The sequence below is a fragment of the Gilliamella sp. B3172 genome, assembly GCF_026536465.1.
GTDB lineage: Bacteria > Pseudomonadota > Gammaproteobacteria > Enterobacterales > Orbaceae > Gilliamella.
This window is the reverse complement of record NZ_JAFNOA010000001.1, coordinates 343,718-370,654: the sequence shown is the minus strand read 5'-3', so window position 1 is coordinate 370,654 and position 26,937 is coordinate 343,718. Positions and strand designations below refer to the sequence as shown.

Sequence of the window (26,937 nt, the reverse complement as noted above, 5' to 3'; positions counted from 1 at the left end):
AATTAATTCCTTTTTAATGCTAACCTTGTTTAATTAATCTTGATTAATAATATAAATATCTGCGCCATTGGATTGCAGTTCACTGCAATTATAATGCCAAAACGCTTGTGAGAAGTTATCTTGTAACTTTAATGGAAAAACCCACTTGCCTAATCCATAAATACACTCAACAAATTGTGCCGGATGTTCATTATTACGTGCATGTTCTACCTTTCCTGGCTCAAATAGAGGGGAAATAGCTTGATAACCAAGGGGTATCGGAACTAACCATCCTCTACCTTGTTTGACCGACCTAGTTTGCCAATGATCTTTTTCTTGAGGTTGATGATGCAACATGGCCATTTCAACTAAAGCATCAAGCATAGTTGCATCAGGATCATGTTGCTGTAGCTCGGCGGTAATATCATGTAAATCTTGCTGCGCTTCAACTAAGACAAAAGCAGGTAATAATGCTTTAATTAAATCATCGTGAGATTCTGAGGCTGAAAATAAGCCTACAGATTCAATATCAATAACTTGACCACCGGCAATACGCTGTTGATAAAACTTTTTCGTTATTTGTTCAATAAATCTTTTTTTATCATCAGCATCATCAAGTGTTTCGCGATCTTCTATTTTTACTTCAACAACCAAGGAAATATCTAGATGTACACGCCCTTCTTCAATAATTGAACGTGTATCGCCATTTTTACCGAGTGGGTTACGAGTTAATCGAAAAGTATAATCGCTAAAAGCGTTAGAACGATAGATCTGTGGGTCACATTCATGGCAAGCGATCAATACGCCATCTAGGTAAATAGGTGTATCTGATTCAATTTTTCGATTTAAAGCATGAATTGCACCTAAAAATCCTGATATTGCTGGAAATCCATAAGTTAATGGGCTCGATATGGTATTAGCATTATGGATTATGACATGATCAAAAAATAAATAATAACGTAACGATGCCATTAGAAAATCCCCTCTTTATTGCGCTTACTTGCTTTAACTACTGCACAAAATTCTCGACGCCACTCACGATATTCCGCATCGGAAAAATGTTTATTACCGTTTTTGAACTTTTCTTTCAGTGCATTTTGAATCCACGAAGCGAAATCAAGCTCTAACTCGACTAGCCAGTTACCTAGCTCGTATTGAAGTTTGAAGGATTCTTCACCTTCAAGTTCAGCCCGATTCGGATCAAGCCAGAGTTTTTGTGACATTGGTAATGAATAATCACGACTCCAACCAGTAGGCAAGGTCGTTTGAATATGCCTAGCAAATTTAAGCAACAATGTTAAAATTATCGAGATAGCCTCTTTGCGATTATTTCGTTCTTCAACAACATTTTTGGGTTCGACAACCATATCGAATAGTAAACGAAAACCAAATCGACAAAAATATTGGAGGGCATTATTAAAAATCGTTTCTTGCCTAATACTTATTGATGGATATCTGGATTTTATAAATTTAGGCGGCATTGAAGGTAATAGATAATTTTTACCATTTTGCGATTGAACTAATTTACTTACATTAAGAGGTTTAGTTCCTCCAAGTTTTAATATAGCTAAATCTTTGAAAGAAAAATAAGGTTGATGTTCAACATCTTTGGTTTTTCGCAATTCACGGGCTTTTTTATTCTCTTGCGAATATCGTCTTTGGATCTTTTCATAAACTAGATAACAAAGTGAATTAGGATACAGTGGAATAAGTAAGCGATAGTTATGTTCTGAATGTGATAGATACGAACCATCACTATTTGGCCAAAAAATTTGTTTATTGAGTTGGGAAGCGTTAGGTTTCTGGAAATCATCAAAAATTGCTTTTTCCAAACATTGCAAATAATGATTTGCCATTTCGTTATCATCTGATAAAGCTCGCAAAATTTCAGGATGATTATCAATAATGAGTTGTGATACGGTAATATCATCTTTAACTATCTGATTAAGAAAAGCATAAACACTTCCAACTCTAGCAGCGTTATTAGTACAATCAAATGGTAAAATATTAGGCGTGGCAGACGAGACAAATTGATAATTTTCAGGTTTAGCTTGTAAGTTATAGTTAATGTTACAATCTCTAATTCCCGAATGAATCCCCTTTGCGGAGTGAGTAACAACTGCAACACCTTCTAATTTTTGGCTAATAAAATTTTCAATCCACGTGTCAAATTCAAAGTGTTTAGTTAACTCTTGAATTTTAATATTAATCAGGTTAATTGCAGCGCTATCATCTAAAGAAATTGCTTTTTCTAGGTTTAGTAGTTCATTTGCATATTCCGAACTATACATAGTTGCAAGACTATGTGTCATCCCCTTTCTAATATCTTGCCAAGAAATATTATTCATTGGCCCTCCTTGTACACATTTTTACTCTATTGCGATTATCGGTTTTTATATTTAAATTTTTTAAATATAATTAGTAATATCTAATTTGAACTATACAATTTAATATAAATTATATTAACAATAGTCACTATATATGAAAAAAACAAAAAGTCAAAGTCGCTTAATCAGAATATGGATGATATTTAATATTTTATTTACAAAATTTTTAACCACTGAAAGATTTTTAAAAAATAAATATTATTTTCTGAACCGCCTATACGGCGGTTAATTAAATCGATAACATTTAATCAGAATATTTTTTAAACTGCCTACACGGCAGAGCAACCAAGTATAAAGTAAATACCTAGACATTACTAGCATGGAGATAGCTAAACTAATTACCTTTGCTCTTAAAAGCTATCTTTATAAAAACCAAAATAAGGGTGGAAGCACCACCGTGTTTCGCTATTTAAGTTCACAGTACAAAATTCATTGGCCAATCGATAATGATTTTTATACGGAATATATTCAGCTATTTGCGCAAGCGCTTGTTCAACAGTATTGGTTAACCAAGGCTGAATCAAAGGATTATTAAACTGCCAATTTTTATAGTTAAAATTACTATTTTGCAGATCACAACTGAGTTCATTTGGTGTTTGCCAAGCTATTTCAGCATAACTAAATTGATGTTCGCCTTCTTCATCTAATTGGCAAATATATTCATCTTGTGATTGTTCTTGCATTCTAAATGGCGAAATTAATTGAAGGTGAACACAATGATGATGAGCTAAATTGGGTTGCCAATAGCTAGTGACATAATTACATTTTTGAGCATTAACTGGAAACAAGTTAGCCATAACATAATGTTCTAATCCAGCAAGAGTTAACTCATTTTGATTATCTGAGATAATACGGGGAACAGCATTAATATTCATTAATTGATCGGATGTTATCAATTGGTCAGTTTTATGCGTTTTTAATAAAAAAAGTGATTTTTGTTCAAAACCTGGCTTTGTGAAACAAGGATTATGAATACCTAAATTATTTCCATACTTTATCGATTTTAAATTGCTACCTAATATAGCCACATTCGCTTTTTGGGCTATTTTTTCTGGTCTGTGGCGCCATACTCGGCCGACTAATTGAATAATTGAACGCATTGAAGATGGCTCTATAATTGCCCAATCATAATCATGATCACGCCCAACTTCAGTAACTGGAGTACCTATTACAATAAAAATTTGATTCTTTTTATCACTGTTTGCTATAGCGGTACGGATTTCAAGTTGTTCAAATAATTGGTTAGGATCAGTCCGGTTTAATATTCTATCCAGCTTTTCCTCTAATTGGCTACGTAACAATAATAATTGTCTAGCATGATAGACTACCAAATGAAATTTGACATCTGCCGGTAACTCGGTTTGATTATAGAATTGTTTAGTCAGCAACATTACATCATCTATATGCGCAAAGCGCATTAAACCTATACTGATTTTCTTGCTTGATTTCTCATCTTGTTGATGATGATCTAAATGAAAGTGGTAGGCTTGTTCTAGTAACTGTTTTGCCAATAAAGCATATCCCTGATCTAAATTTTCTTTTTTATCTAATGAATAATTTAATAATTCCAAAATCTGCCCTTGACGACGACAAACTCCTTTTTCAAGTTTTTTTACTCTTTGTTCAACAAATTGATTATGATGATCTCTAAAATTATTAGTATCTAATATTTGTTCAATTGATTGTTGATATTCATCAAACCACCCGCAGACAATGCTACTATCATGTTTTCCATTATTTTGATTAAATATTTTCCTTCCGGCTTGATAGGCATCAAACAAGCCAACAATTAAATCAGGCGTTAAAGTAGCCGATGAAAGAAGTACTTTACTGCCATAAAGGCCAGCTAAATGAACTAATCTTGCTAAAGCAGGTAAATCTTGCTGATCAAAATCATCGGGTTCATCTAAAATCAAATCAGAAGTAAGCAGTCTTAAAGTAGGTGCAATATATTTGCCACCTCGAACACATTCGCTCGCTTGCATCAGATGATCAACGGTACATGTGACAATTGGCGTATAAATTAATTTACGAGCTTTACTATTTTCGATAATCGTACCTAATTCATTATCAGCAATACCGCTTTCTGCCACATCAATAAATTCATCGACTAATGATTCTATCGACTCACAACCAAGGCTATCTAGATTAGCTTTTCGTTTATTATCTGAAGTTTTGTTTTGATTTTCTAAATCAAATAAGGTTTGGATTGCTTTGCCACCAACTAAAATAGCCAAATGTTCATCGGTCAAATGCAATCTTTCACGTAATGCATTGCCAGTTTGTAGCGTCAATACCCTTAAACCTAAGGCAATGGTAAAACGCACTCCACGTTGGGGGCTTGACAACGCATACATAATACGCCCATTAGCTAAGGTTTTACCACAACCGGTAGATGCCATATTAACGCCAAAAAAACCATTATTATCGCTCAATTGTTGATAACTTCTGGACAAATCAAAAGCATGGTTTTGCCATTGAAAGCGTTTATTTGTCGTTCGTTTGGTAAATGGCTTATGCTGATTGATTGCCGGTAATTCTTCACTCAATTTGGGTAATAGGCGAGCAAACCTTGCTGTAAGATTAGCAACACCAATTAGATGATCATCTAAACGTTGTTTTGTTTTTGGACCTTTATTGGTATTAGCAATAAGTATTGCAGTATCTTCATCTGCTTCTTTATCATAACATGGTAAACTAGAATAGTTATGATCTGCAACCATAAGGCTTAATCGGGATAGGTGTAATAATAATGTATCAACTTCTGTGAGTTGCATTAAAGGGGCGTGATTAAATGCTTTACTTGCATAGCGACTTAATTTTTTTAGCCAAGTTTGACTTAAGGTGATATCACTTTTCAATTGCCAAAAGTGCTCAGGGAATGGATGTTGACTATCGCTATTTTTAACCCATTTTTCAACGGCTTTGAATGTTTTAAAAAAGCTTTTTGTTGTTAGCTGAGAAATATCAAAGTCATCTTTTTGTTTTTCTTGACAATCTTTGTATTTAATAGGCATTAAGAAAGGCATACGATGATGTGATACAATTAACCAACCAATCCATTGTGCGAATAATGGCAATTGAGAAAGATCACATTTTTCAATCTTCGATAATTTCAGATACCAATCTGGCTTTTGCTGTTGATAATCGGCAAAATTAGCTAAACGTGTTAGTACCTCTTGATTTGTACTACAATCGTGAATCATCAGTAAAAATAACTGTAATGAAATCCACTCATGTCGATATGGATCTCCAGTTATTGAAGCTTTACGTAATTTATCTTGAAAACCAACTGTCGCTTTACCTAAATCATGCAATAATGCAGCAATAGTTGCAATAAGTTGTATGGATATAGCATGTTGCCAAGAATTTTCGTTATCACTTCGTAAAATATTTCGTTTTGTACGATTAGTCGGCACTCGTCCTTGCTGGTTAAATTGGCTTTTATCGCCGACAATCCAAAGGAGATCAGTTAGATTTTTTCCATGTGTCCAGTAGCAAGCAACAGCAGTATTTTTTCGAGCGGTTTTACGTAATAATTTATAAAGCGTTTGTAAACCGGCTGAAGTCATCGGTGTTTGCCAAGTTCGTTCACCACAACGCTCAGCAAATTGATCGATGATTCGACGGGTTTCTGTTAATGCTCTTTTTTTGCATTGGCTCACAAGTAAAATATTCATGTTTTATCCGCAATTTGTTTTAACGTATCAATAATCATATCGAGCGCGCCTAATTGCGCGAATTGTGAAATACAAGATTGACGAAATGTTTTCTCATCATCACCTTGCATAGCAGATATAAAAGCTTGAGGTAAAACCATGCCATCTTTAATAATATCAGCAGCATCAAAAACTAAGCCGCCACGTCGAGTTTTGCCATGTAAAATAGCTAAACCATGTGGCAAACCCAATACCCAACAAGCCGTAGCACCTAAACCATAAGCTAAATAATTACCATGATCTAAAAATTGATTAGCAGGATCATGGCTTTTATTTCGAGTGGCATGCTCTCTTTTAAATTTGTCATCTTGCAACGTTAATTGATTTGCCATTGCATACAATCTTTTGCTAAATCGTCCTTCTGCTGTTAACAGAGATTGGCTATTTTCAGCCGTATTAAACTGTTCTTTAGCATCGTTGATAATGTTAGTTAATTGATTTTGATCTACTGTCCAATCAAATTCTAACCAACTCGATTGAATGATGTTAAGTCGATGCTGTTGTAACATTTTAGCGGCTTGTAATCGGCGCTGATCATCAAACCAAAATTGGCACCAACTTTGTAAGTATTCAGTTGCACGATACTCACTTTGAGGTGAAAAAAATTGACAAGCAAACTCTGACTCGGTCGAAGCAAATAGTGGTGTTCCGCCGCCACCACAAAATCCAATCATTACCCCGGCTCTTGAAAGTTCACGGACAGCAGCTTGCGTTAATGAAGTACCGGTATTAAGCAAAATGCAGGTGGTGTTAGCTATCGGAATGTTCCAATACAATGATTGCTGCCCTTGATCGGTGACATACTCAACTCGACCACCATTGACTAAAACCCGGCAGTGTTCTAAATAATAAATATTAGCACGCTTGGAATGTAAAATGGTTTTAAGATCAGAAGAGTGAATCAAATCCATGATTATAAGAAAATAAATTCAATTTTTACATAATGACAAATTAACACTGTTTTATGTAAAAAACGAGCTTTTTTAAATAACAATTTTTATAAAAGCTAATTCAATAAATCGCTTTACTAATTATAAGATGATAAATTATTAACCAGTTTAAGATGATCGTTGTTTAAATAAAATACAATGACAATTCCAGCCATTAAAATCAGAGCATTTTAAAACGCAAAAACCCCGCTCCTCAAAAAATTTTCAGGAGCGGGGTTTTGTGATTAATCGTAAGTATCTTTTTATTCTCTAAGAGAAGAAGTTTTCATAGATGAGTTTGATACTCATAATAGTGGAAACGGTAATAAGCATTGGCCTTATCAATTTTCGTCCTTTAGCGATAACCATTTTTGCCCCTAATCTTGCGCCAATAAATTGACCAACAAGCATAACAAGACCAATTGACCATACCACTTCTCCACCAACAATAAAAAAGATTAAGCCCGCTAAGTTAGAGGTAAAATTGAGTACTTTGGTATGTGCAGTGGCTTTGGTTAAATTAAAACCGGCAAGGGTGATATAGGCTACTGCGTAAAATGAGCCAGCTCCGGGCCCAAAAAAACCGTCATAAAATCCGATAGCTAATGCTGGTAATAAGGCGAATTGGATTATGGTTAGGCGACTTTTACGGTCATTTTCCCCAATGGTCGGGGAGAGTAAGAAATAGAGCCCAACACTAATAGTTAAGATCGGTAAGAGTAATTTTAAGAAGTCAGCTTGTATATGCATGACGGATAATGTGCCAAGCGCCGAGCCAATAAAGGCACAGGTAATTGCGAATTTTTGCTGTTTTAAATCAACCATGCGTTCACGAATAAAGTAAAGGCTGGCAGAGAAAGATCCCCCAGTACTTTGTAATTTATTGGTGGCTAAAGCGCTGGCTGGCGGTAAGCCTACCGCCAAAAGAGCCGGTACCGTTAATAGCCCACCGCCACCAGCGATAGAATCAATAAAACCAGCCAACATGGCTATAAAAAAAAGTAAAGCCAGTAATTCGTAACTCATGATTATTTTACATCACTACATTGTGCAAGGTGTCGAAGATAATGATCCATTAAAACAATTGCAACCATTGCTTCAGCAATTGGTACTGCTCGGATCCCCACACAAGGATCATGTCGACCATGCGTCGATACTTCAACGCTATCACCATAAACATTAATCGACTGCCCGGCAATTTCAATACTTGGCGTAGGTTTTAAAGCAATACTTGCCAAAATGGTTTGCCCGGAGCTAATACCGCCTAAAATACCGCCAGCGTGATTAGATAAAAAGCCTTCAGGGGTAATTTCATCACGATTTTCACTGCCTCGCTTATTAATTACCGCAAAGCCGTCACCTATTTCAACGCCTTTAACCGCATTAATGCTCATTAAAGCATGGGCAAGTTCTGCATCTAATTTGTCGAACACAGGTTCACCCAGCCCAACAGGAACATTTTGCGCAACCACACACACTTTTGCGCCGATTGAATCACCCTCTTTTTTAAGCTTTCTCAGTAAACTGTCAAGCGCTTCAAGTTTGCTTTCATCAGCACAAAAAAACGGATTTTGTTCAACTTGTTGCCAGTCTTTAAGCTCACACTCAATATCACCCATTTGCGCTAAATAGCCTCGAATTTGTATACCAAGTTTTTCGTATAGATACTTTTTAGCAATAGCACCAGCAGCAACTCGCATAGCAGTTTCACGAGCAGAAGCACGACCGCCGCCACGGTAATCACGGATACCATATTTTTTTTGGTAGGTGAAATCAGCATGACTTGGTCTAAAAATATCTTTTATTTGACTATAATCTTGTGAACGCTGATCGGTATTTTCAATTAATAAACCAATACTGGTACCGGTTGTGATGCCTTGAAAAACACCAGACAAAATTTTCACCTGATCAGGCTCGCGTCGCTGAGTAGTGTAACGGGAGGTGCCCGGCCGGCGACGATCAAGATCGTGTTGCATATCCGCTTCGGTTAAGCTAAGACCAGGAGGCACGCCGTCAACTATGCAGCCTAATGCAGTACCATGCGACTCACCAAAAGTCGTCACTTTAAATAATTTTCCGATTGAGTTTCCTGACATAATATTTTTATTCCGATTAGAGAAAAACTTATTTAAAAATAGTGATGATATTTAATCAGCTCTTCACGTGTTATGGAAAAAACACCCAGTCCTCCACGTTCAAATTCAATCCAATTAAACGGCACATCGGGATATTGTTGTTGTAAACTGACCCAACTATTACCAACTTCACAAACTAACACGCCGTTTGGTGCTAAATAATTAACGGCATCACGTAATATTCTTTTTGCTAAATCCAAACCATCATCACCAGCTTCAAGCGCGAGTTTAGGCTCATACTCAAACTCTTCCGGCAGATCATTCATATCTTCATCATCCACATAAGGTGGGTTTGACACAATAAGATCGTATTGTTTAGTTGGAATATCGTTAAACAGATCGGACAAAATAGGCGTGACTTGAAACATCATTTGATGCAAATCAATATTGGTTTGGGCAACATCGAGTGCCTCTAAAGAGATATCTGTTATATCAACATGTGCTTGTGGAAAAGCATACGCACAAGCAATACCGATACAACCACTTCCGGTGCATAAGTCTAAAATATTTTGTGGCTGAGTTGTTAATAGGGTTTCAAATCGATTATCGATTAACTCGCCAATTGGCGATCTGGGTATTAATACTCGCTCATCGATATAAAAACTATGTCCGCAAAACCAAGCTTGATTGATCAAATAAGGCGTAGGTACCCGATCATTAATTCGTTTATTGACTAAATCAATGAGCTGAAGTTTTTCGTCATTAGTGAGATTAGCTGCGTAAAATTCAGGAGGAATAAATAATGATAAGCCTAAAGTAGATAAAATAAGTTGCTTCGCTTCATCAATAGGGTTATCTGTTCCATGCCCTAAATAGATATCTGACAGGCTAAATTGCGAAGTAGTCCAGCGAATAAAATCCTGAACAGTACGTAAGTTTTCCATATTGGCTCCGAATGATCAAGGAGAGGAAGGGTTTACTGGTTACTCGAGCTTATTTACCACAGAGGCTTTACCAAAGAAACGTCGAAAGTTCCAACTGGTAATTAAGTTTAAACCAGTGGTGCGCATCCTTCTGTGATTAAATCAATATAATGGCGGTGAGGAAGGGATTCGAACCCTTGATACGTTGCCGTATACACACTTTCCAGGCGTGCTCCTTCAACCACTCGGACACCTCACCTTAATTTAAGAGCCTGCATTTTGTAGCAGGCTGCATACTATAATGATCTCAGCACAATTAATCAAGTATTTTAATTCATACAAACAATCACGCCAAATGCGGCAATAATTGATAGAATAAGTACTGTCGCAATTAAACCGTATTTTAAATCTGTATTCATATTCTCTCTCCAATTAATTTCTTAATTCTAATTTATTCACTTTCAATTGGTCCATCAAGTGGCAGAAAACCCCTTAATGACTTATTTTCCTCTATTTCAGGATAGTTAGGCGCCAAATCAAGAAGCATTTCTACAGCTTCATCTAAAAAAGGATCGGGCTTTTTATAATCCTTAGGTAAATCACTTAATTTAGCAATCGGCTTGAGACCTTCACGACTTAATCGCTCATTCATGCGTTTCAAATCACGATCTTCATCTCTTTTTTGCTCGGTTTCCCGTTCTTTTCTATTTAAGGAAACGATATATTGACGATCTTTTTTATCATTCAATCGTTTAATATCTTCCTCGATATAGATAAACTCAGGATTCTTTTTAATACGAGCAATATGCTTCGATTTTAATTCCGGCAACAATGGTTTAATATTGGCAACCGTTAGATAATCTGCTGACGCAATTTTATCCCATGGCAATGCATTATCTAAATAACGCTCACCTGTTTCATCAATATATTTTGATTGAGTCATATCAATATCGGGATCAACCCCTTTTAGTTGGGTACTTCCGCCATTGATACGATAGAATTTTTGTACTGTGTACTGAGCGCCACCTAACTCTGGCCAATCAGGATGTAATCGTGCATCAGCCGGATAGGAGATATTACGAGAAGTCTGTACTGTACCTTTTCCGTAAGTTGTTTCACCAACGATTAAGGCTCGCCCATAATCTTGCATTGCTGCTGAAAAGATCTCAGAAGCCGATGCACTATAACGGTTGATCATCACAACAATTGGTTTACTAAAGCCAATGCCTCGATTTTTGTCATCATAGGTCGTCACTTTTTGCAAATTGTCGCGAACTTGAACAACTGGCCCAGTGTCGATAAATAGACCGGTTAATTCAATAACTTCGGCTAATGAACCGCCACCGTCATCACGTAAATCAATCACTAGTCCTTGAAGATTTTCTTGATTGGCAGTGATGAGTAATGATTCAACCTTTTTGGTTAAACCAATGTAGAAACTTGGTATTTCAAGCACACCAACTTTACCGCGTTCATTATTAATGATCTTTAATTTAGCTTCACGATCTTCAAAATGAATTTTATCACGAGTGATCTCAACAACTTTAGGTTTACCATTATTGTCTGCCGGTAAAATTTCTAATTTAACTACAGTGCCTTTAGGACCACGAATTTTATCTACAATGTCATCTAAACGCCAACCAACGACATCTTCGATAGGCGAATTACTTTGACCAACGCCAATAATTTTATCACCGACAGCGAGTGATTTGCTTTTTTCAGCTGGACCACCGGATACAAATGACATAATCTCAGTATAATCATCTTTTTGACCCAATGTCGCCCCTATTCCTTCAAGAGATAAGCTCATATCAGAGTCAAAATCACGCTTTTTACGTGGTGCTAAATAACTGGTGTGGGGATCAATTTCTCGAGCAAAGGCATTCATAAAGACTTGAAAGCCATCTTCATTATTCGATTGGATGATTGTTTTTATAACCCGATTATATCGTTTGGTTAATGCTTCGCGGATTTGCTCTTCATTTTTTCCGGTCAACGCCAAATTAAGCTCATCGTATTTGACACGTTTGTTCCAATATTCATCAAGCTCGCTTTCGGTTTTCGGCCAAGCTAAATCTTCACGTTTAAAGTTGATTTCATCTTTAGCAGAAAAGTCCATAGGACGTTTTAATACATCAAGCGCATACTTATAGCGGTTGTAGCGTTTTTGTAATGAAAGATTATAAATATCATAAGCTGTTTTTAGATCGCCATTGATTAGCTCTTCACCTAACAACTCTTGTCTGCTTCGAAAACTATCAATATCACTTTGTAAAAATATCGCTTTATTGCTATCTAATAGCTTAAAATAGCGATCAAAGATTTGAGCTGAAAAAGCTCCATTGAGTGCAAAATCACGATAATGTGATTGTGTAAAAAAGTTCGTCACACGTTTTGCGACAATTTGATGTATATCATCTTGTTTTAAAACAGGAACTTTTTCATAAACTGGCGATGTTGCCTGAACATTTGGACTTACAACAGATAAAATAAAGCTTAGACTAATAATACCTTTCAATAACTTATTCATTCAAATTCTCTACTTAGTAATGATATGTTCTGGTTTAACAGTTAACTCCATACCAGACCCAACTTTAACTTTGATATGTTCTTTCTCTAACTTAATAATCTGCCCTTTTACAGGTTTGTTACCCAAAGATAATTTAACAAAATCACCGATTTTTAAAGTTCTCGGTTTTTTGACAGGTGCTTTAGATGACTTACGTTTCTCTTTAGCTCGAGCTTTCGCTTTATCTTTGCTCTCTTTTAACTGTTGCTGCGCATGTTCCATCTGTTCTTTGGTGATAATGTCATTATTGTTTCCGTCCAAATCAACACGATATTCACCTTCTTTAATACAGTATAGATAACGCCAGCTCATGGTATAAGCACGCAAAGCTACACGTAATTTGGTTTTGCTTAAAAGTTCATTGCTATCAATTTGAGAAAGGATATCTTGGAAAATTCCAATCTTTAATGGTTTGGCTTCCCCTTCAATTGTAAAACAATTTGGAAACTGTTGGGCTAAATAAGCAATAATCTCTTTACTATTTGTTAATTGAAACTGATTTTCCATTAGTAATTCCATAGCATCTAAATTTCAGTGACGTTAAAGTATATATCAGCTTATACAATAACACTAACTATCTTTTTTGTGTTTGTTAATAAATGACATAAAATCTTTAATACCATTGCGCATTAACCACGCAGTAACAATTGCTTGCTCATCAGTAGATAATTGTTCAAAAGCCGTGATCCAAAGTTGTAAGGGTTCAATCGGTGAAACTAAATATGAGGCACTTACCTCTTCAATAGATAACGCTTTTTTAACCTCAACAGAAAAACTACTAATATGGTATTCCAGTGCTTTACCACGTACTCCAGCTCGTTTACGGGCAGTCCACTTTTCAGCTCTTGCTTTTCGATTGATACCTTGTATCGTTGACGGCATCCCTGCAATGCTTAATAGCTCTTTCGATGAGAACCACTCTTTCATTTTAATAATCCTACATTTAAGAAACAAGAAAAAAGTTATAGAAATTAAATAAACTTTGATACAATATTAAGAAACAAATTTTTACTGTAACTAAAGTTAAATTATAAACTTACTGGTTTTAATAACAGGAAAGAATAACATAGATATTAAAGGTTATAAACTAAGAAGGAATAAAAAAATGGAAATTAACTCGAAGGACTGGCATAAAGCAGATATTATCGCTGCATTGAAAAAGAATGGCACAACACTTGCAGCACTATCACGCCAATCAGGATTAAGCTCATCGACATTAAGTAATACGTTAGTTAGGCCATGGACAAAAGGTGAAAAAATTATAGCGGATGCTTTGAATGTTAAACCTTCAGAAATTTGGCCAAGTCGTTATATTAATCCATCTACCCAAAAACCGATCAAGCGTGTATTAAGAAAAAAAAATAATTTAAAAAAGATTCACAACTAAAATAACAAACAGATTTATCAACTCAATATCAACATATGGAAACATAGAGAAATTAATATCAATGTTTCCATATTTCGCCAATTCACCTTCACTGTCCCAAATCGATCTTATTTTAGAACGATACTTTTAACGCTATCTTGAACGATATCAAACATATGCTATTATCATTGGCTTCAATCAAGACTAATTTATTATGTAAGGGCTGTAACACAATGAAAAAAGTATCCAAAATTCTTATCGTTTTATGTTCACTTGTTGCATTATCTGCTTGTACTCAGAAAAATTTTTCTGAGCAAGGCACGCCATTGAGCCAACAAAAAGTCAATAAAATTATTGAGGGCTCGACTACTGAAATTCAACTATTGTCGCTTTTTGGTGAGCCAACCACCAAAGTAGCGCTTAAAAACAATGAAACCCAGTATACCTATGTGTATTGCAAAAAAAGTTCAACCAGTCACCCTATTATTGGCGAAACACAGTACGATATTTTAGAAGGAAAACTTGATGTTATCACTTCAAATGGTATGGTAATTTGGTTTAATTATAATGAGAATATTAAACAGAAAAAATGGTAATCGGCTTTTAACCTCAATTTGCTAGCACATAACTAAATTGTGCTGGCAACATATCTGACCCAATTCATTTAGCTCAAAACGTTTTCAAACGCCTATACTTTACCCGTCTATCGTTTAAACAATCAGACAACACTGGACAAAATTACACTTTCAGTTATACTCGTTTGCGAAATTAACCAGACAATCGCTGCTTTGTTGTTGTCTTTTGTAAAAGGGAGACAAACAGAGGGGAGGAAAGTCCGGGCTCCATAGGGCAGAGTGCCAGGTAACGCCTGGGGGGTGTTGGCGAGAGCGAACATTCACGACTAGTGCAACAGAGAGTATACCGCCGATGGCTTATTATATAAGATCAGGTAAGGGTGAAAGGGTGTGGTAAGAGCACACCGCGCAACTGGTAACAGTTGTGGCACGGTAAACTCCACTCGGAGCAAGGTCAAATAGGGATTCATTGGCGCGGCCCGCGTTGAATCCGGGTAGACTGCTTGAGCTAATGCGTGAGTATTAGCCTAGAGGAATGATTGTCCACGACAGAACCCGGCTTATCGGTTAATTTCACCTTTTACTTTTTGCTCGCCTCGTTTGCTATACTCTTAGCTTTCTTTTTGTTATTTAACCAGCGCTTAACTGCCAGTGCGATAGAGAAGATAAGGCCAATAACTAATAAAAACACCGGTATTAACATCAGTAAAGACATAATTTGTTTTTCATAGGCTTTAAATACTGGCGATAGACCAAATAAATAACCTAAGGTAACAATCAAAAATATCCATAAAGTTGCACTAATCCAATTATAGATATGGAACTTTTTGCTATGTAAACCCGATAGACCCGCCATCATAGGTAAGATTGTACGAACAAAGGCGATAAAGCGACCAATAAATAGCGCTTGTAAACCATATTTATGGAATAGTACTTCTGATTTTTTGTGGTATTTTTCCGGTATATGTGCCATCCAATTTTGTACAACTTTAGTATTACCTAGCCACAAACCTTGAATATAACCCAGCCAGGTACCTAATGCCGCTCCGGCAATCAAAATCAAGTTAATTAATCCAAAGTGAAAGACATTTTGACTAATTAATACACCGGTCAAGAATAATAAACTGTCACCAGGTAAAAACGCAGCCGGTAATACCCCATTTTCTAATAAAATGATGATAAATAGCATGCCATATAATATCCATAACACATTTGGATTTGAAAGTGTTGCTATATCCATGTTAACAAATGCTTGATAAAGAGTAATGATTGTATCCATCTATTTTAAATTCTCATTATGTTAAGTTATTAGCGGTTAACAGTACCACCGACGGTTAAATTATCGACTTTTAAAGTGGGTTGCCCAACACCAACCGGTACGCTTTGCCCGGCTTTACCACAAACACCGACACCTGAATCTAATTGCAAATCATTGCCGACCATTGAAATTTGTTGCATGGTTTCAATTCCGGAACCAATCAGCGTTGCCCCTTTTACCGGAGTGGTTATTTTTCCCTTTTCAATCAAATAGGCTTCGGAAGTTGAAAAGACAAACTTACCAGATGTAATATCCACTTGTCCACCAGCAAAATTAGGCGCATAAAGCCCGTAATCAACACTACTGATGATTTCATCAAAAGTCGAATCGCCCGGCAGCATATAAGTATTAGTCATTCTTGGCATAGGTAAACAAGCATAACTTTCCCGGCGTCCATTACCTGTTGAATGTGCATTCATTAATTTGGCATTGAGTTTATCAAATAAGTAACCTTTTAAAATGCCGTTTTCAATTAACACTGTTTTTTGGCTTTGTGTACCTTCGTCATCTATCGAAAGCGAACCACGACGATGATCAATCGTCCCATCATCAACAATGGTGCAGAGTGTTGAAGTGACTTGTTCACCAATTTTGCCGGAAAATACTGACGTATTTTTTCGGTTAAAGTCCCCTTCCAGTCCATGCCCTACTGCTTCGTGTAACAATACGCCTGGCCAGCCTGCACCTAACACAACAGGCATAGCGCCAGCCGGCGCATCTTTAGCTGACAAAGCCACTAACGCTTGGCGAACAGCTTCGCGGGTATAACTATCGACATAGCTATCACCTGTCTGAGGGTTTTTCGTCAGAAAATAGTCATAACCAAAGCGCCCACCGCCACCACTTGAGCCATGCTCACGTTTACCAGCTTGCTCAACAATTACAGAAACAGATAATCGCACTAATGGTCTGATATCAGCACACAATGTGCCGTCGGTTGCGGCAATTAAGATATCTTCATAACTACCGGTCAAACTAGCCGAAACTTCAATAACTCTAGGATCTATTGAGCGTGCTAGTTGATCAACTTGTCTCAATATTGCCACTTTCTGTTCTTGAGAAAACGAGTTGATCGGGTTAATGGATTGATACTTTGCGACAATGTCAGCAGATTTAAATGGCGTAACAGCAACAGGGGTTTGTTGTTTAGTTATTGAGTTTGCCGCTGAGACACTTTGTTCTAAACGATCTAAAGTGAGCTGATCGGTATAAGCAAATCCTGTTTTTTCGCCAACAATAGCGCGAACACCCACACCTTGATCCCGATGAAAAGAAGCACTTTTAATAATACGATCTTCGAGCGACCAACTTTCGTAATAGCCGGATAAAAAGTATAAATCACCAAAATCAATTTGCCTTGCACTTAACATATCAAGTAAATGCATAAGATCTTTCTGGCTTAGGTTATTAGGATTGAGTAACCTTTCACTCACTTGGTTGACTATCATAAATTCCTTAATTTCTATATTGCCTACTATTTATACTGTTATCCGAAGATTTCGTACATTTTTTACTAAAACGTATAGTATTTCTGAAACTTCTTGTCAAAAAATTACATCAACACTACATCATATTGCTCTTGAATATAGAGCGGCTCAACTTTAACTTCGACACGTTTGCCAACGAAAACTTCAACCTCAGCAAGCGCATGCGACTCATCATTGGTTAATGCGTTAGCCACTGCTGCTGATGCATAGACCAAAAAGTATTCGGAGCGGTGCGCTTTGTATATACGAACTATTTCACGTAAAATTTCGTTACAAATAGTTTCAACCGATTTCACAATCCCGCGCCCTTTACACGCCGGACACTGTTCACACAGAATATGCCCAATGCTCTCTCGGGTACGTTTTCGGGTCATTTCAACCAATCCTAATGCTGAAAACGAGTTAACCGTTGTTCTGGCACGGTCTTTAGCTAAAAAGTCTTGTAGCGATTGCAATACTCGTTCTCGGTGGATGGCTTCTTGCATATCAATAAAATCGATAATGATAATACCACCTAAGTTACGTAAACGTAACTGTCTGGCAATGGCAATCGTTGCTTCAATGTTAGTATTGAAGATCGTTTCTTCTAAATTTCGATGACCAACAAATGCACCGGTATTAATATCAATTGTGGTCATCGCTTCGGTTTGATCAATAATCAAATAACCGCCCGATTTCAATTTAACTTTACGATCAAGGGCTCGCTGAATCTCGTTTTCCGTGTCATAAAGATCGAAAATTGGAATATTGCCGCGATAGTGCGATAGTTTATCGGTAACTTCGGGCATAAATTCTTGGGTGAATTCGAGTAATAGATCATAAGTTTGCTTTGAATCCACTAAAATTCGTTCAATCGGATCACCAACAAAATCACGCAATACCCGCTGGGACAGGGCTAATTCGCCATAAACTAGGTTTTTACTGGTTGGGCGAGCCATTCGTTCTTGAATTTTCTTCCATAAGCGTTTTAAAAAGTTGGCGTCTTGTTCAAGCTCATGAGCATGTGCACCTTCAGCGGCCGTTCTGACAATGAATCCACCGTCATCTGTCACATACTGCTCAACGATTTTTTTAAGCCTTTCTCGCTCTTCTTCACTTTCAATACGTTGCGAAGTTGCTACATGGGCAGAATTTGGTCCCGGCATAAGAACTAAATAGCGGGAAGGCAAGGTAATATCGGTTGTCAACCTTGCGCCTTTGGTACCTAATGGATCTTTGACTACTTGTACCATTAAGTCTTGACCTTGACGCACCAGCTCTGAAATATCTTTCACCTGAAACTGTTCTTGTTCAGTATCTGATACACATTCAGTATGCGGCATGATATCTGAGGCATGTAAAAAAGCCGCTTTTTCTAAGCCAATATCAACAAATGCAGCTTGCATTCCCGGTAAAATACGAATCACTTTACCTTTGTAAATATTACCGACGATCCCTCGTCTTGATTCACGATCAACGTGGATCTCTTGTAATACGCCATCTTCGATGTAAGCAACACGAGTCTCCGACGGCGTGACATTCATCAATAGTTCAACAGACATAAAGATTCCTTTTAATTGATATTAAAGCTCCGTTCTATGAGTCGTAACATTAAATAAACAAATATCCATAATGCTCCATCAACACAACTAGAGAGTAAAATCAAAGGCGAAATCGTTATAGTGTGATAAATGACAACTTGGAATAAAAATATCAATAAATTATAACATAGCGATACGCCAAATATCACAATCGACTGTTGCCATAGTGCTAAATTGCGTATCAATTGAAACCTAAACATTAATAAATAAGCGATAATTGAAAAAATAAAAGCATGCACACCCAGTATTGAGCCGGAACAAAGATCCATAATGGCACCCAAAACAAAAGCCGTCCCCATACCAATTCGATGCGTAACCATAATGAGCCAATAAGCTAATACAAGTATCAATAAATGTGGTTTAAACATGTCATAAGCTGGTGGCCATGGGATGATTTGCAGGCACAAACCAATAAATAACGTTATCCAAATTATGACTATTTTATTATGACCCCTCATGTGTTGCTCCTTGATCTCCCCATAATAATAGTAGATAACGTAAACGTTTTATATCAGCTGTAGGCGTTGCAGAGATAATGGGGGTTGAATCACTAATATCAAGCTTAACTGAACTGACCACCGCCACCGGATAACCTTCTGGGAAGCGCCCATCTAAACCGGAAGTCACTAAAACATCTCCCACCTTAATATCGACATTGTTAGGTAAAAAATCGAGGGTTAGATCATTACTACACCCATTTCCTACTGCGACCATTGAAATATCATTTCTTAATACCTGTACTGGTATTGCATGTTGATAGTCACAAACTAAAATAGCCCGACTGGTGTTTTGTGCAGTCTCATAGATTTGACCCACAATGCCCTTTTCATCAACTACCGGTTGCCCAACATAAACACCGTTATCTTTACCTTTATTGATAACGACTTGATACACGTAAGGATCGGTATCAGTCAATAATACTTGTGCCGCCATTTTATGTTCATCATGGCGTAACGGGGAATCAAGCAAGCCTCTTAACCGATCATTTTCATGTTTCAAATGCTCCAATAATAGGAGTTCGCTTTTTTGTTGCATTAATGTTTGGTGCAATTTTTCGTTTTCATTAACCAATGTGTCACGTGTTTTGGACATTTCATATAGCAGATCAAACGATGATTTAGGCGCATTTGAAATATAATAAAGTGGCGAAATTAACGTATCTAAATAATAACGAATCTGTTTGAAAGGTCGATAATTTGAATCTACTACAATTAGCGTTAAGGCTAACGCAAGTGAAATAAATAACTGTACACTAAGAGGTGAACGTTTAGAAAAAAGTAATTTCATTGTCCGGTATTTACCTGTTATATACTCAAGATCTAATTATTTTAAGATATGATTCCGCCGACAAAGTCGGCGGAAAATAAATGAGATGTCTAAACTTCTAATCATATTGATCAACAAACAGATTAACAATAAATTATCAGTTAATCTTCACTAAACAGATCGCCACCATGCATATCAACCATATCTAAGGCTTTACCACCACCTCGAGCTACACATGTTAGTGGATCTTCAGCAACAACAACATGAATACCTGTCTCTGCTGATAATAATTTATCAATATTACGTAATAGCGCACCACCACCAGTTAACACCATTCCGTGTTCAGAAATATCTGATGCAAGCTCTGGTGGACATTGTTCTAAAGCAACTTTAACTGCGCTTACAATGCCACTTAATGGCTCTTGTAGTGCTTCTAAAATCTCGTTAGAGTTTAAGGTAAAACTGCGTGGTACACCTTCGGCAAGGTTACGTCCACGAACTTCAATCTCAAGGACTTCATCACCAGGATAAGCACTACCAATAAAATGTTTGATTTTTTCAGCAGTTGCTTCACCAATAAGTGCACCATAATTACGGCGAACATAATTGATAATCGCCTCATCAAAACGGTCACCACCAATACGAGCAGAGGCAGAATAAACCACACCGTTTAATGAAATAACCGCAACTTCAGTCGTACCACCACCAATATCAACCACCATTGAACCGGTAGGCGCAGAAACCGGTAAATCCGCACCAATAGCAGCAGCCATTGGCTCTTCAATCAAATACACTTCACGCGCACCGGCACCTAATGCCGATTCACGAATCGCACGGCGTTCAACTTGGGTGGCACCAACAGGTACACAAACAAGCACTCGTGGGCTTGGTCTTAAAAAACTGTGACTATGGACTTGACGAATAAAATATTGCAACATTCTTTCGGTCACTGAAAAGTCTGCAATCACACCATCTTTCATCGGTCTAATTGCAGCAATATTCCCCGGAGTACGACCTAGCATCTGTTTCGCAGCATGTCCAACAGCAGCGACACTTTTTGGCGTCCCAGTACGATCCTGACGAATAGCAACAACTGAGGGTTCGTTTAGTACAATACCTTGCCCTTTAACATAAATAAGGGTATTTGCTGTACCTAAATCGATCGATAAATCATTTGAAAACAAGCCGCGAACTTTTTTGAACATAATAAAAACTCTTCCTAGAATTAATCTTGTTAAAGTGTATGTATTAGAATATTGAGAAGGAAACCATAAAATGAAAATAAAATAATCGCCATTTCATGTCGCTAAATAATAGCTTATTTAGCACGTTAAGACCATAGTCCGCCTCAACAATTATTAAGTGTGACTATTGTATATCAAATATAAAATAATACCTAGAAAATAGTATATCAAGTGATCGTAAAAGAGATATATAATGACAAAAGTTCTTTTACAGTGTATCCTTCCGCGTTAATGTTGAGTTACTGCCTTATTATCATTAAAAGACTTCTTTTAAGATTCTAAGGATGCATTAAAATAATTGTTACTTATTATCAAATAAATACGGTGTAATTCATGGATATACGCAAAATCAAAAAATTAATTGAACTTGTTGAACAGTCAGGTATTTCTGAACTTGAAATTTCTGAAGGTGAAGAATCAGTTCGAATTAGTCGTTCTGTGCCTACTACAAGCTATTCTGCGCCAGTACAAAATATTCAAATTCCACAACCTGCGCCAGTTGTTGTTACTCCAACAGTTCAAGCCGAAGTGGTAAGCGACACAAATAGTGTTGAAATCAGCGGCACAACAATTAAATCGCCAATGGTTGGAACGTTTTATCGTACACCAAGCCCAGAATCAAAGGCTTTTGTAGAAGTTGGTCAGACAGTAAATGTTGGTGATGTGCTTTGCATTGTAGAGGCAATGAAAATGATGAACCAAATTGAATCAGAAAAAGCAGGCACAATTAAAGCTATTTTAGTCGAAAATGGTCAACCAGTTGAATTTGATCAACCGCTATTCATCATTGAATAATCTGAATTTATTTATTAACTTATACGATTAAGAGATTGAATATGCTTGATAAAATTCTTATTGCTAACCGCGGAGAAATCGCTCTTCGCATTTTAAGAGCATGTAAAGAACTTGGAATTAAAACTGTCGCTGTTCACTCTTCGGCAGATAAAGACTTAAAACATGTGTTACTTGCAGACGAAACAGTCTGTATTGGTCCTGCCGCTTCAGCCAAAAGCTATCTTAATATTCCGGCGTTAATTTCTGCTGCCGAAGTGACAGGTGCAGCAGCTATTCATCCGGGATATGGTTTTTTATCAGAAAATGCTGATTTTGCTGAACAAGTTGAACGTTCAGGCTTTATTTTTATTGGACCAAAACCGGATACTATCCGCCTAATGGGCGATAAAGTATCGGCTATTGAAGCGATGAAAAAAGCAGGTGTACCTTGTGTACCCGGCTCGGATGGTCCATTAAGCAGCAACATCGAAACCAATAAAGAGATCGCCAAAAAAATTGGCTACCCGGTGATTATCAAAGCATCCGGTGGCGGTGGCGGTCGTGGCATGCGTATTGTTCGGGAAGAGAAAGATCTTGAGCAATCAATTAAAATGACTAAGCTTGAAGCAAAAACCGCTTTCAATAATGACATGGTTTATATGGAAAAGTTCCTTGAAAACCCTCGTCATATTGAAATTCAAGTGTTATCAGACGGTCAAGGCAATGCTGTTTATTTAGGTGAGCGTGATTGTTCAATGCAAAGACGCCATCAAAAAGTCGTTGAAGAAGCGCCAGCCGTTGGTATTACACCAAAAATGCGTAAATTTATCGGTGAACGTTGCGTCAATGCTTGTATTGAAATCGGTTATCGTGGAGCAGGTACATTTGAGTTTCTATTTGAAAATGGCGAGTTCTATTTTATCGAAATGAATACCCGTATTCAGGTTGAACATCCTGTTACTGAAATGGTTACCGGTGTTGATCTTATTCGTGAACAAATTCTTATTGCGGCAGGTCAACCACTTTCAATTAAGCAAAGTGATATTCACATTCATGGTCATGCTATTGAGTGCCGAATTAATGCCGAAGATCCAAAAACATTTATGCCTTCACCGGGTAAAATCACCCGTTTCCATGCGCCGGGAGGGTTTGGTATTCGTTGGGAATCGCATATTTATGCCGGCTATACTGTGCCACCTTATTATGACTCAATGATTGGTAAACTCATTGCTTATGGTGAAACTCGTGAAGTAGCCATAGCAAGAATGAAAAACGCTCTGGCCGAATTAGTTATCGATGGCATAAAAACAAACATCGAACTTCACATTGAAATTATGAATGATGAAGGCTTCCAAAAAGGGGGCACCAATATTCATTATTTAGAGAAGAAATTAGGTATTTACGAGTAGCAAAATAATCCCCATTTATTGGGGATTATTGTTTTATTGAAGTATTAAATTAGTATAGGTAAAACGGATGAAAAATTGGAAAACAAGCGCTGAAGAAATTTTAACAATGGGTCCTGTTGTCCCGGTCATCGTTATTGAGCGTTTAGAAGATGCTGTACCACTAGCTAAAGCATTGATAGCAGGTGGCGTGAAAGTATTGGAAGTCACTTTAAGAACAGCATGTGCACTTGATGCAATTAAAAAAATTATTGAAGAAGTACCTGAAGCGGTCGTTGGTGCCGGTACCGTAACAACAGTTGAACAATTAAAACAAGTTACTCAAGCTGGCGTTAAATTTGTCATTACGCCGGGTATTACTGATTCTATCTTAAAAGAAGCGGTTGCCGGAACTGTGCCGGTGATTCCGGGTATAGCCACCATTTCGGAACTATTAACCGCGCAAGAATATGGGTTAACCGCATTAAAATTCTTCCCTGCCGAAATTAATGGCGGCGTTGCAGCACTAAAAGCTTTTGCTGGCCCATGTGGTTATATGAAATTTTGCCCTACTGGTGGGGTGAATCCAAAAAATTACCGTGACTATTTAGCACTTGATAATGTGCTTTGTGTTGGTGGGACTTGGTTTATTCCAACTGATGCTATTGCTCAAGGTGATTTTGCCAAAATTACGCAACTGGCGAAAGAAGCCGTCGCTGGCGCTAAATAATCATCAATCCGCCGATGACTCATCGGCGGTTTTCCACTTTTAATTAAGTGACTAACTTCTTAACCCTTTACCCTTTTCTATCAGCCGCCAAACCATGGCATATAGCACAATGACAAAAAGAAAAAGCATTGAAAAAGTAATCAATAACGATACATCGCTAACGCCCAAAAAACCGTAGCGAAAGCCATTAATCATATAAACAATTGGGTTAAGTTTAGAGACCCATTGCCAAAAAGTTGGTAGCATCGTAATTGAGTAAAAAACGCCACCGAGATAAGTTAACGGCGTTAAAACGAAAGTCGGAATAATACTAATATCATCAAAAGTCTTAGCATACACGGCATTTAATAAGCCAGCCAGTGAAAATAATATCGAAGTAAGCAACAAGGTAAAAATAACAAAAAGCCATGAATAGACTTGATAACTAACAAAAAAGAGTGAAACGATTGTCACTAAAACGCCAGTTAAAATACCTCGCATTACTCCCCCACCCACATAGCCACAAATAATGATATGAGTCGGTACGGGCGCAACCAGTAATTCTTCAATATTACGCTGAAATTTAGCACTAAAAAAGGATGAACAAACATTGGTGTAAGAGTTAGTAATAACAGACATCATTATCAACCCCGGCACGATAAACGCCATATAACTAAAACCGCCCATATCACCAACGCGAGAACCAATTAAGTTACCAAAAATAATAAAATACAGTGACATGGTGATAACTGGTGGAATCAATGTTTGGATCCAGATCCGCAAAAAACGCGTTACTTCTTTACGCCAAATACTTTTTAAGGCGATCCAATATAAACTATTCATCCATGTCTCCTTTCTGTTTATTATCATTATGTAATAGATCAACAAATAGCTCTTCTAAACGGTTAGCTTTATTACGCACACTGATCACTTTAATATTTTGTTGATTCAATTGTTCAAATAATTGATTTAATCCATGTTGCTTATCAACTTTCACCTCTAACATACCGGATTCGACATCATGGTAACTATAACCTTGTAACTGGATTGGGTTAGAAGTTGGCACATAATCAATGATAATCGTCTCTGATTGGCTTTTGGCTAACAGATCACGCATTGAAGAGTTAGCAATTAATTGACCATGTTGAATAATACCAATATGCCGACATAACATTTCGGCCTCTTCTAAATAGTGAGTGGTTAAGATTATCGTGATTCCCTGACGATTAATTTCTCGCAAAAAATCCCACATAGAACGTCTTAACTCAATGTCTACCCCAGCAGTCGGCTCATCAAGAATTAACAATTTAGGCTCATGCACCAACGCTCGTGCAATCATTAATCGTCTTTTCATACCACCGGATAACATACAAGCCCGGCTATGGCGTTTATCCCATAAATCCAAAATTCGCAAATATTTTTCCGCTCGCTGTAACGCTAGTTTACGGGGTAAGCCATAATATCCACCTTGATTTGTCACAATTTGTAACACTTCTTCAAACTGATTAAAATTGAACTCTTGCGGAACAAGCCCTAATTGTCTTTTAGCATTAACAACATCGGTATCTAAGTCATAACCAAAGATTTTAACTTGCCCCGATGTTTTGGTCACTAACGAGCTGATAATACCGATTGTTGTTGATTTACCGGCACCATTTGGCCCAAGTAACGCATAAAAATCCCCAGCCTCAACGGTCAAATTAATACCTTTTAACGCTTCTACACCCGTTTTATAGATTTTTTTGAGTGCAATTAACTCAAGTGCAGGAATTGATGACATGAAATATCCTAAGTAAATAAATGGCTGATTAAGTGATATGATATCATGTTTAGCCAATCGACAATATTGGTAATATAATGAGCGGTTGTAAAGATAACTTTTAATACCAGTGGAATGTAAATTAGATCCTTCGCTATTATAGCCTTTATCGGGTTTAACTTTATGGGGTTTAAATAGTTTAGGTGTTTTTATTAAGGAATAATTATTATGATTAAAATTGGGTTAGTTTCGGTATCTGATAGAGCATCAAATGGCATTTATCAAGACGAAGGTATTCCATCTTTAATATCATGGTTACAATTGGCATTAAAAACGCCTTTTGCAACCGAAAGCCGAGTTATTCCGGATGAACAACCAATTATTGAGCAAACACTATGTGAACTGGTCGATAATTTGCATTGTGATCTCATTTTTACAACTGGTGGTACCGGCCCTGCTTTACGTGATCTCACGCCGGATGCAACTTTAGCAATTGCTGATCGGGTCATGCCCGGATTTGGTGAACAGATGCGACAAATCAGTTTGCACTTTGTGCCTACCGCTATTTTATCAAGACAAGTTGGGGTTATCCGTAAAAAATGCCTAATTTTAAATCTACCCGGTAGACCAAAATCAATCCAAGAAACCTTAGAAGGGGTAAAAGATAGTGAAGGAAATACGCTTGTTCATGGTATCTTTGCCAGTGTGCCCTATTGTATTGATCTGTTAGAAGGCCCCTATATAGAAACCCATGAACATATTGTTAAAGCATTTCGTCCGAAGCATGCAATAAAGTCTAACCTTTAATCTTATGCAAATTTCATGCATAATTATCACCATTACTTAGCAGTTTGAATTGCATCAAATCGATATTAGGTATTTTAAATTGCATA

Annotated in this window: 25 protein-coding genes, 1 tRNA gene and 1 other RNA gene; 7 read left to right on the top strand and 20 right to left on the bottom strand. The window is 37.1% G+C overall.

Going from position 1 to position 26,937, the window contains the following annotated elements; translation table 11 throughout:
* Positions 1 to 33: 33 nt before the first annotated feature.
* The 12 genes from csy2 to J3U37_RS01600 all read right to left on the bottom strand — a co-directional run bounded on the left by csy2 (position 34) and on the right by J3U37_RS01600 (position 13,508).
* Complete coding sequence (csy2, locus tag J3U37_RS01655; protein WP_267373044.1) at positions 34 to 951, bottom strand: type I-F CRISPR-associated protein Csy2; 918 nt, start codon at positions 949 to 951, stop codon at positions 34 to 36.
* Positions 951 to 2,327, bottom strand: a complete 1,377-nt coding sequence (gene csy1, locus J3U37_RS01650) for a type I-F CRISPR-associated protein Csy1 (protein WP_267373043.1) — start codon at positions 2,325 to 2,327, stop codon at positions 951 to 953. The genes csy2 and csy1 overlap by 1 nt, the downstream gene beginning before the upstream one ends.
* A gap of 389 nt (positions 2,328 to 2,716) precedes the next feature.
* Positions 2,717 to 6,046, bottom strand: a complete 3,330-nt coding sequence (cas3f, locus tag J3U37_RS01645) for a type I-F CRISPR-associated helicase Cas3f (RefSeq protein WP_267373042.1) — start codon at positions 6,044 to 6,046, stop codon at positions 2,717 to 2,719.
* Positions 6,043 to 6,996 carry a type I-F CRISPR-associated endonuclease Cas1f gene (gene cas1f / locus J3U37_RS01640; RefSeq protein WP_416379966.1) on the bottom strand — a complete coding sequence of 318 codons (954 nt, stop codon included), beginning with the start codon at positions 6,994 to 6,996 and terminating at the stop codon, positions 6,043 to 6,045. Before cas1f ends, cas3f begins: the two co-directional genes overlap by 4 nt.
* A gap of 288 nt (positions 6,997 to 7,284) precedes the next feature.
* Positions 7,285 to 8,040 carry a TSUP family transporter gene (locus J3U37_RS01635; protein ID WP_267329556.1) on the bottom strand — a complete coding sequence of 252 codons (756 nt, stop codon included), beginning with the start codon at positions 8,038 to 8,040 and terminating at the stop codon, positions 7,285 to 7,287.
* A 2-nt stretch (positions 8,041 to 8,042) separates the two neighbouring features.
* The gene (gene aroC / locus J3U37_RS01630) at positions 8,043 to 9,110 is read right to left on the bottom strand and encodes a chorismate synthase (RefSeq protein ID WP_267373040.1); all 1,068 of its coding nucleotides are present in this window, start codon (positions 9,108 to 9,110) and stop codon (positions 8,043 to 8,045) included.
* Between the two features lie 32 nt (positions 9,111 to 9,142).
* On the bottom strand, positions 9,143 to 10,033 hold the full coding sequence (prmB, locus tag J3U37_RS01625; protein ID WP_220217880.1) for a 50S ribosomal protein L3 N(5)-glutamine methyltransferase: 891 nt from the start codon (positions 10,031 to 10,033) through the stop codon (positions 9,143 to 9,145).
* Positions 10,034 to 10,183: 150 nt separating this feature from the next.
* A tRNA-Ser gene (locus tag J3U37_RS01620) sits at positions 10,184 to 10,271 on the bottom strand.
* A 70-nt stretch (positions 10,272 to 10,341) separates the two neighbouring features.
* A complete protein-coding gene (locus J3U37_RS01615; protein WP_220217881.1) occupies positions 10,342 to 10,431 on the bottom strand; it encodes a YnhF family membrane protein in 90 nt (29 codons plus the stop codon).
* Between the two features lie 32 nt (positions 10,432 to 10,463).
* Positions 10,464 to 12,542, bottom strand: coding sequence for a carboxy terminal-processing peptidase (prc, locus tag J3U37_RS01610; RefSeq protein WP_267335142.1), 2,079 nt, complete (start codon positions 12,540 to 12,542; stop codon positions 10,464 to 10,466).
* Between the two features lie 9 nt (positions 12,543 to 12,551).
* On the bottom strand, positions 12,552 to 13,088 hold the full coding sequence (gene proQ, locus J3U37_RS01605; protein WP_220217883.1) for an RNA chaperone ProQ: 537 nt from the start codon (positions 13,086 to 13,088) through the stop codon (positions 12,552 to 12,554).
* 63 nt (positions 13,089 to 13,151) lie between these two features.
* Positions 13,152 to 13,508 carry a DNA-binding protein gene (locus J3U37_RS01600; RefSeq protein ID WP_267337929.1) on the bottom strand — a complete coding sequence of 119 codons (357 nt, stop codon included), beginning with the start codon at positions 13,506 to 13,508 and terminating at the stop codon, positions 13,152 to 13,154.
* 178 nt (positions 13,509 to 13,686) lie between these two features.
* Here J3U37_RS01600 and J3U37_RS01595 point away from each other — a divergent pair, with 178 nt between their 5' ends.
* The 3 genes from J3U37_RS01595 to rnpB all read left to right on the top strand — a co-directional run bounded on the left by J3U37_RS01595 (position 13,687) and on the right by rnpB (position 15,101).
* Complete coding sequence (locus J3U37_RS01595) at positions 13,687 to 13,968, top strand: helix-turn-helix domain-containing protein (RefSeq protein ID WP_294834198.1); 282 nt, start codon at positions 13,687 to 13,689, stop codon at positions 13,966 to 13,968.
* Positions 13,969 to 14,180: 212 nt separating this feature from the next.
* The gene (bamE, locus tag J3U37_RS01590) at positions 14,181 to 14,543 is read left to right on the top strand and encodes an outer membrane protein assembly factor BamE domain-containing protein (protein WP_267373039.1); all 363 of its coding nucleotides are present in this window, start codon (positions 14,181 to 14,183) and stop codon (positions 14,541 to 14,543) included.
* Positions 14,544 to 14,711: 168 nt separating this feature from the next.
* Positions 14,712 to 15,101: RNase P RNA component class A (gene rnpB, locus J3U37_RS01585), an RNA gene on the top strand.
* 1 nt (position 15,102) lies between these two features.
* Here the strand turns inward: rnpB and J3U37_RS01580 are convergent.
* From J3U37_RS01580 to J3U37_RS01555, 6 genes are all read right to left on the bottom strand, one after another.
* Positions 15,103 to 15,801 carry a DedA family protein gene (locus J3U37_RS01580; RefSeq protein ID WP_220217887.1) on the bottom strand — a complete coding sequence of 233 codons (699 nt, stop codon included), beginning with the start codon at positions 15,799 to 15,801 and terminating at the stop codon, positions 15,103 to 15,105.
* A gap of 29 nt (positions 15,802 to 15,830) precedes the next feature.
* A complete protein-coding gene (gene tldD, locus J3U37_RS01575) occupies positions 15,831 to 17,288 on the bottom strand; it encodes a metalloprotease TldD (RefSeq protein WP_267329560.1) in 1,458 nt (485 codons plus the stop codon).
* 104 nt (positions 17,289 to 17,392) lie between these two features.
* The gene (rng, locus tag J3U37_RS01570) at positions 17,393 to 18,868 is read right to left on the bottom strand and encodes a ribonuclease G (RefSeq protein WP_220217889.1); all 1,476 of its coding nucleotides are present in this window, start codon (positions 18,866 to 18,868) and stop codon (positions 17,393 to 17,395) included.
* Between the two features lie 11 nt (positions 18,869 to 18,879).
* The gene (gene mreD, locus J3U37_RS01565) at positions 18,880 to 19,365 is read right to left on the bottom strand and encodes a rod shape-determining protein MreD (protein WP_220217890.1); all 486 of its coding nucleotides are present in this window, start codon (positions 19,363 to 19,365) and stop codon (positions 18,880 to 18,882) included.
* Positions 19,352 to 20,194 (bottom strand): rod shape-determining protein MreC, encoded by an 843-nt coding sequence (gene mreC / locus J3U37_RS01560; protein ID WP_220217891.1) that lies wholly within the window; start codon positions 20,192 to 20,194, stop codon positions 19,352 to 19,354. The genes mreD and mreC overlap by 14 nt, the downstream gene beginning before the upstream one ends.
* A 140-nt stretch (positions 20,195 to 20,334) precedes the next feature.
* The gene (locus J3U37_RS01555; RefSeq protein ID WP_220217892.1) at positions 20,335 to 21,378 is read right to left on the bottom strand and encodes a rod shape-determining protein; all 1,044 of its coding nucleotides are present in this window, start codon (positions 21,376 to 21,378) and stop codon (positions 20,335 to 20,337) included.
* A 372-nt stretch (positions 21,379 to 21,750) separates the two neighbouring features.
* On the opposite strand from J3U37_RS01555, the gene accB reads away from it, so the two are divergent.
* The 3 genes from accB to J3U37_RS01540 all read left to right on the top strand — a co-directional run bounded on the left by accB (position 21,751) and on the right by J3U37_RS01540 (position 24,306).
* Entirely contained in the window at positions 21,751 to 22,212 is a 462-nt protein-coding gene (accB, locus tag J3U37_RS01550; RefSeq protein WP_220217893.1) for an acetyl-CoA carboxylase biotin carboxyl carrier protein, read from the top strand.
* Positions 22,213 to 22,253: 41 nt separating this feature from the next.
* The gene (gene accC / locus J3U37_RS01545) at positions 22,254 to 23,600 is read left to right on the top strand and encodes an acetyl-CoA carboxylase biotin carboxylase subunit (RefSeq protein ID WP_220217894.1); all 1,347 of its coding nucleotides are present in this window, start codon (positions 22,254 to 22,256) and stop codon (positions 23,598 to 23,600) included.
* 67 nt (positions 23,601 to 23,667) lie between these two features.
* A complete protein-coding gene (locus tag J3U37_RS01540) occupies positions 23,668 to 24,306 on the top strand; it encodes a bifunctional 4-hydroxy-2-oxoglutarate aldolase/2-dehydro-3-deoxy-phosphogluconate aldolase (protein WP_220217895.1) in 639 nt (212 codons plus the stop codon).
* Between the two features lie 51 nt (positions 24,307 to 24,357).
* On the opposite strand, the gene J3U37_RS01535 is transcribed toward J3U37_RS01540, so the two are convergent.
* Both J3U37_RS01535 and J3U37_RS01530 read right to left on the bottom strand, forming a co-directional pair.
* Positions 24,358 to 25,128, bottom strand: coding sequence for an ABC transporter permease (locus J3U37_RS01535; RefSeq protein WP_267329562.1), 771 nt, complete (start codon positions 25,126 to 25,128; stop codon positions 24,358 to 24,360).
* Entirely contained in the window at positions 25,121 to 26,065 is a 945-nt protein-coding gene (locus tag J3U37_RS01530; RefSeq protein WP_267373038.1) for an ABC transporter ATP-binding protein, read from the bottom strand. Before J3U37_RS01530 ends, J3U37_RS01535 begins: the two co-directional genes overlap by 8 nt.
* Before the next feature lie 207 nt (positions 26,066 to 26,272).
* On the opposite strand from J3U37_RS01530, the gene mog reads away from it, so the two are divergent.
* Positions 26,273 to 26,851, top strand: a complete 579-nt coding sequence (mog, locus tag J3U37_RS01525) for a molybdopterin adenylyltransferase (RefSeq protein WP_267329563.1) — start codon at positions 26,273 to 26,275, stop codon at positions 26,849 to 26,851.
* Positions 26,852 to 26,937 lie beyond the last annotated feature (86 nt).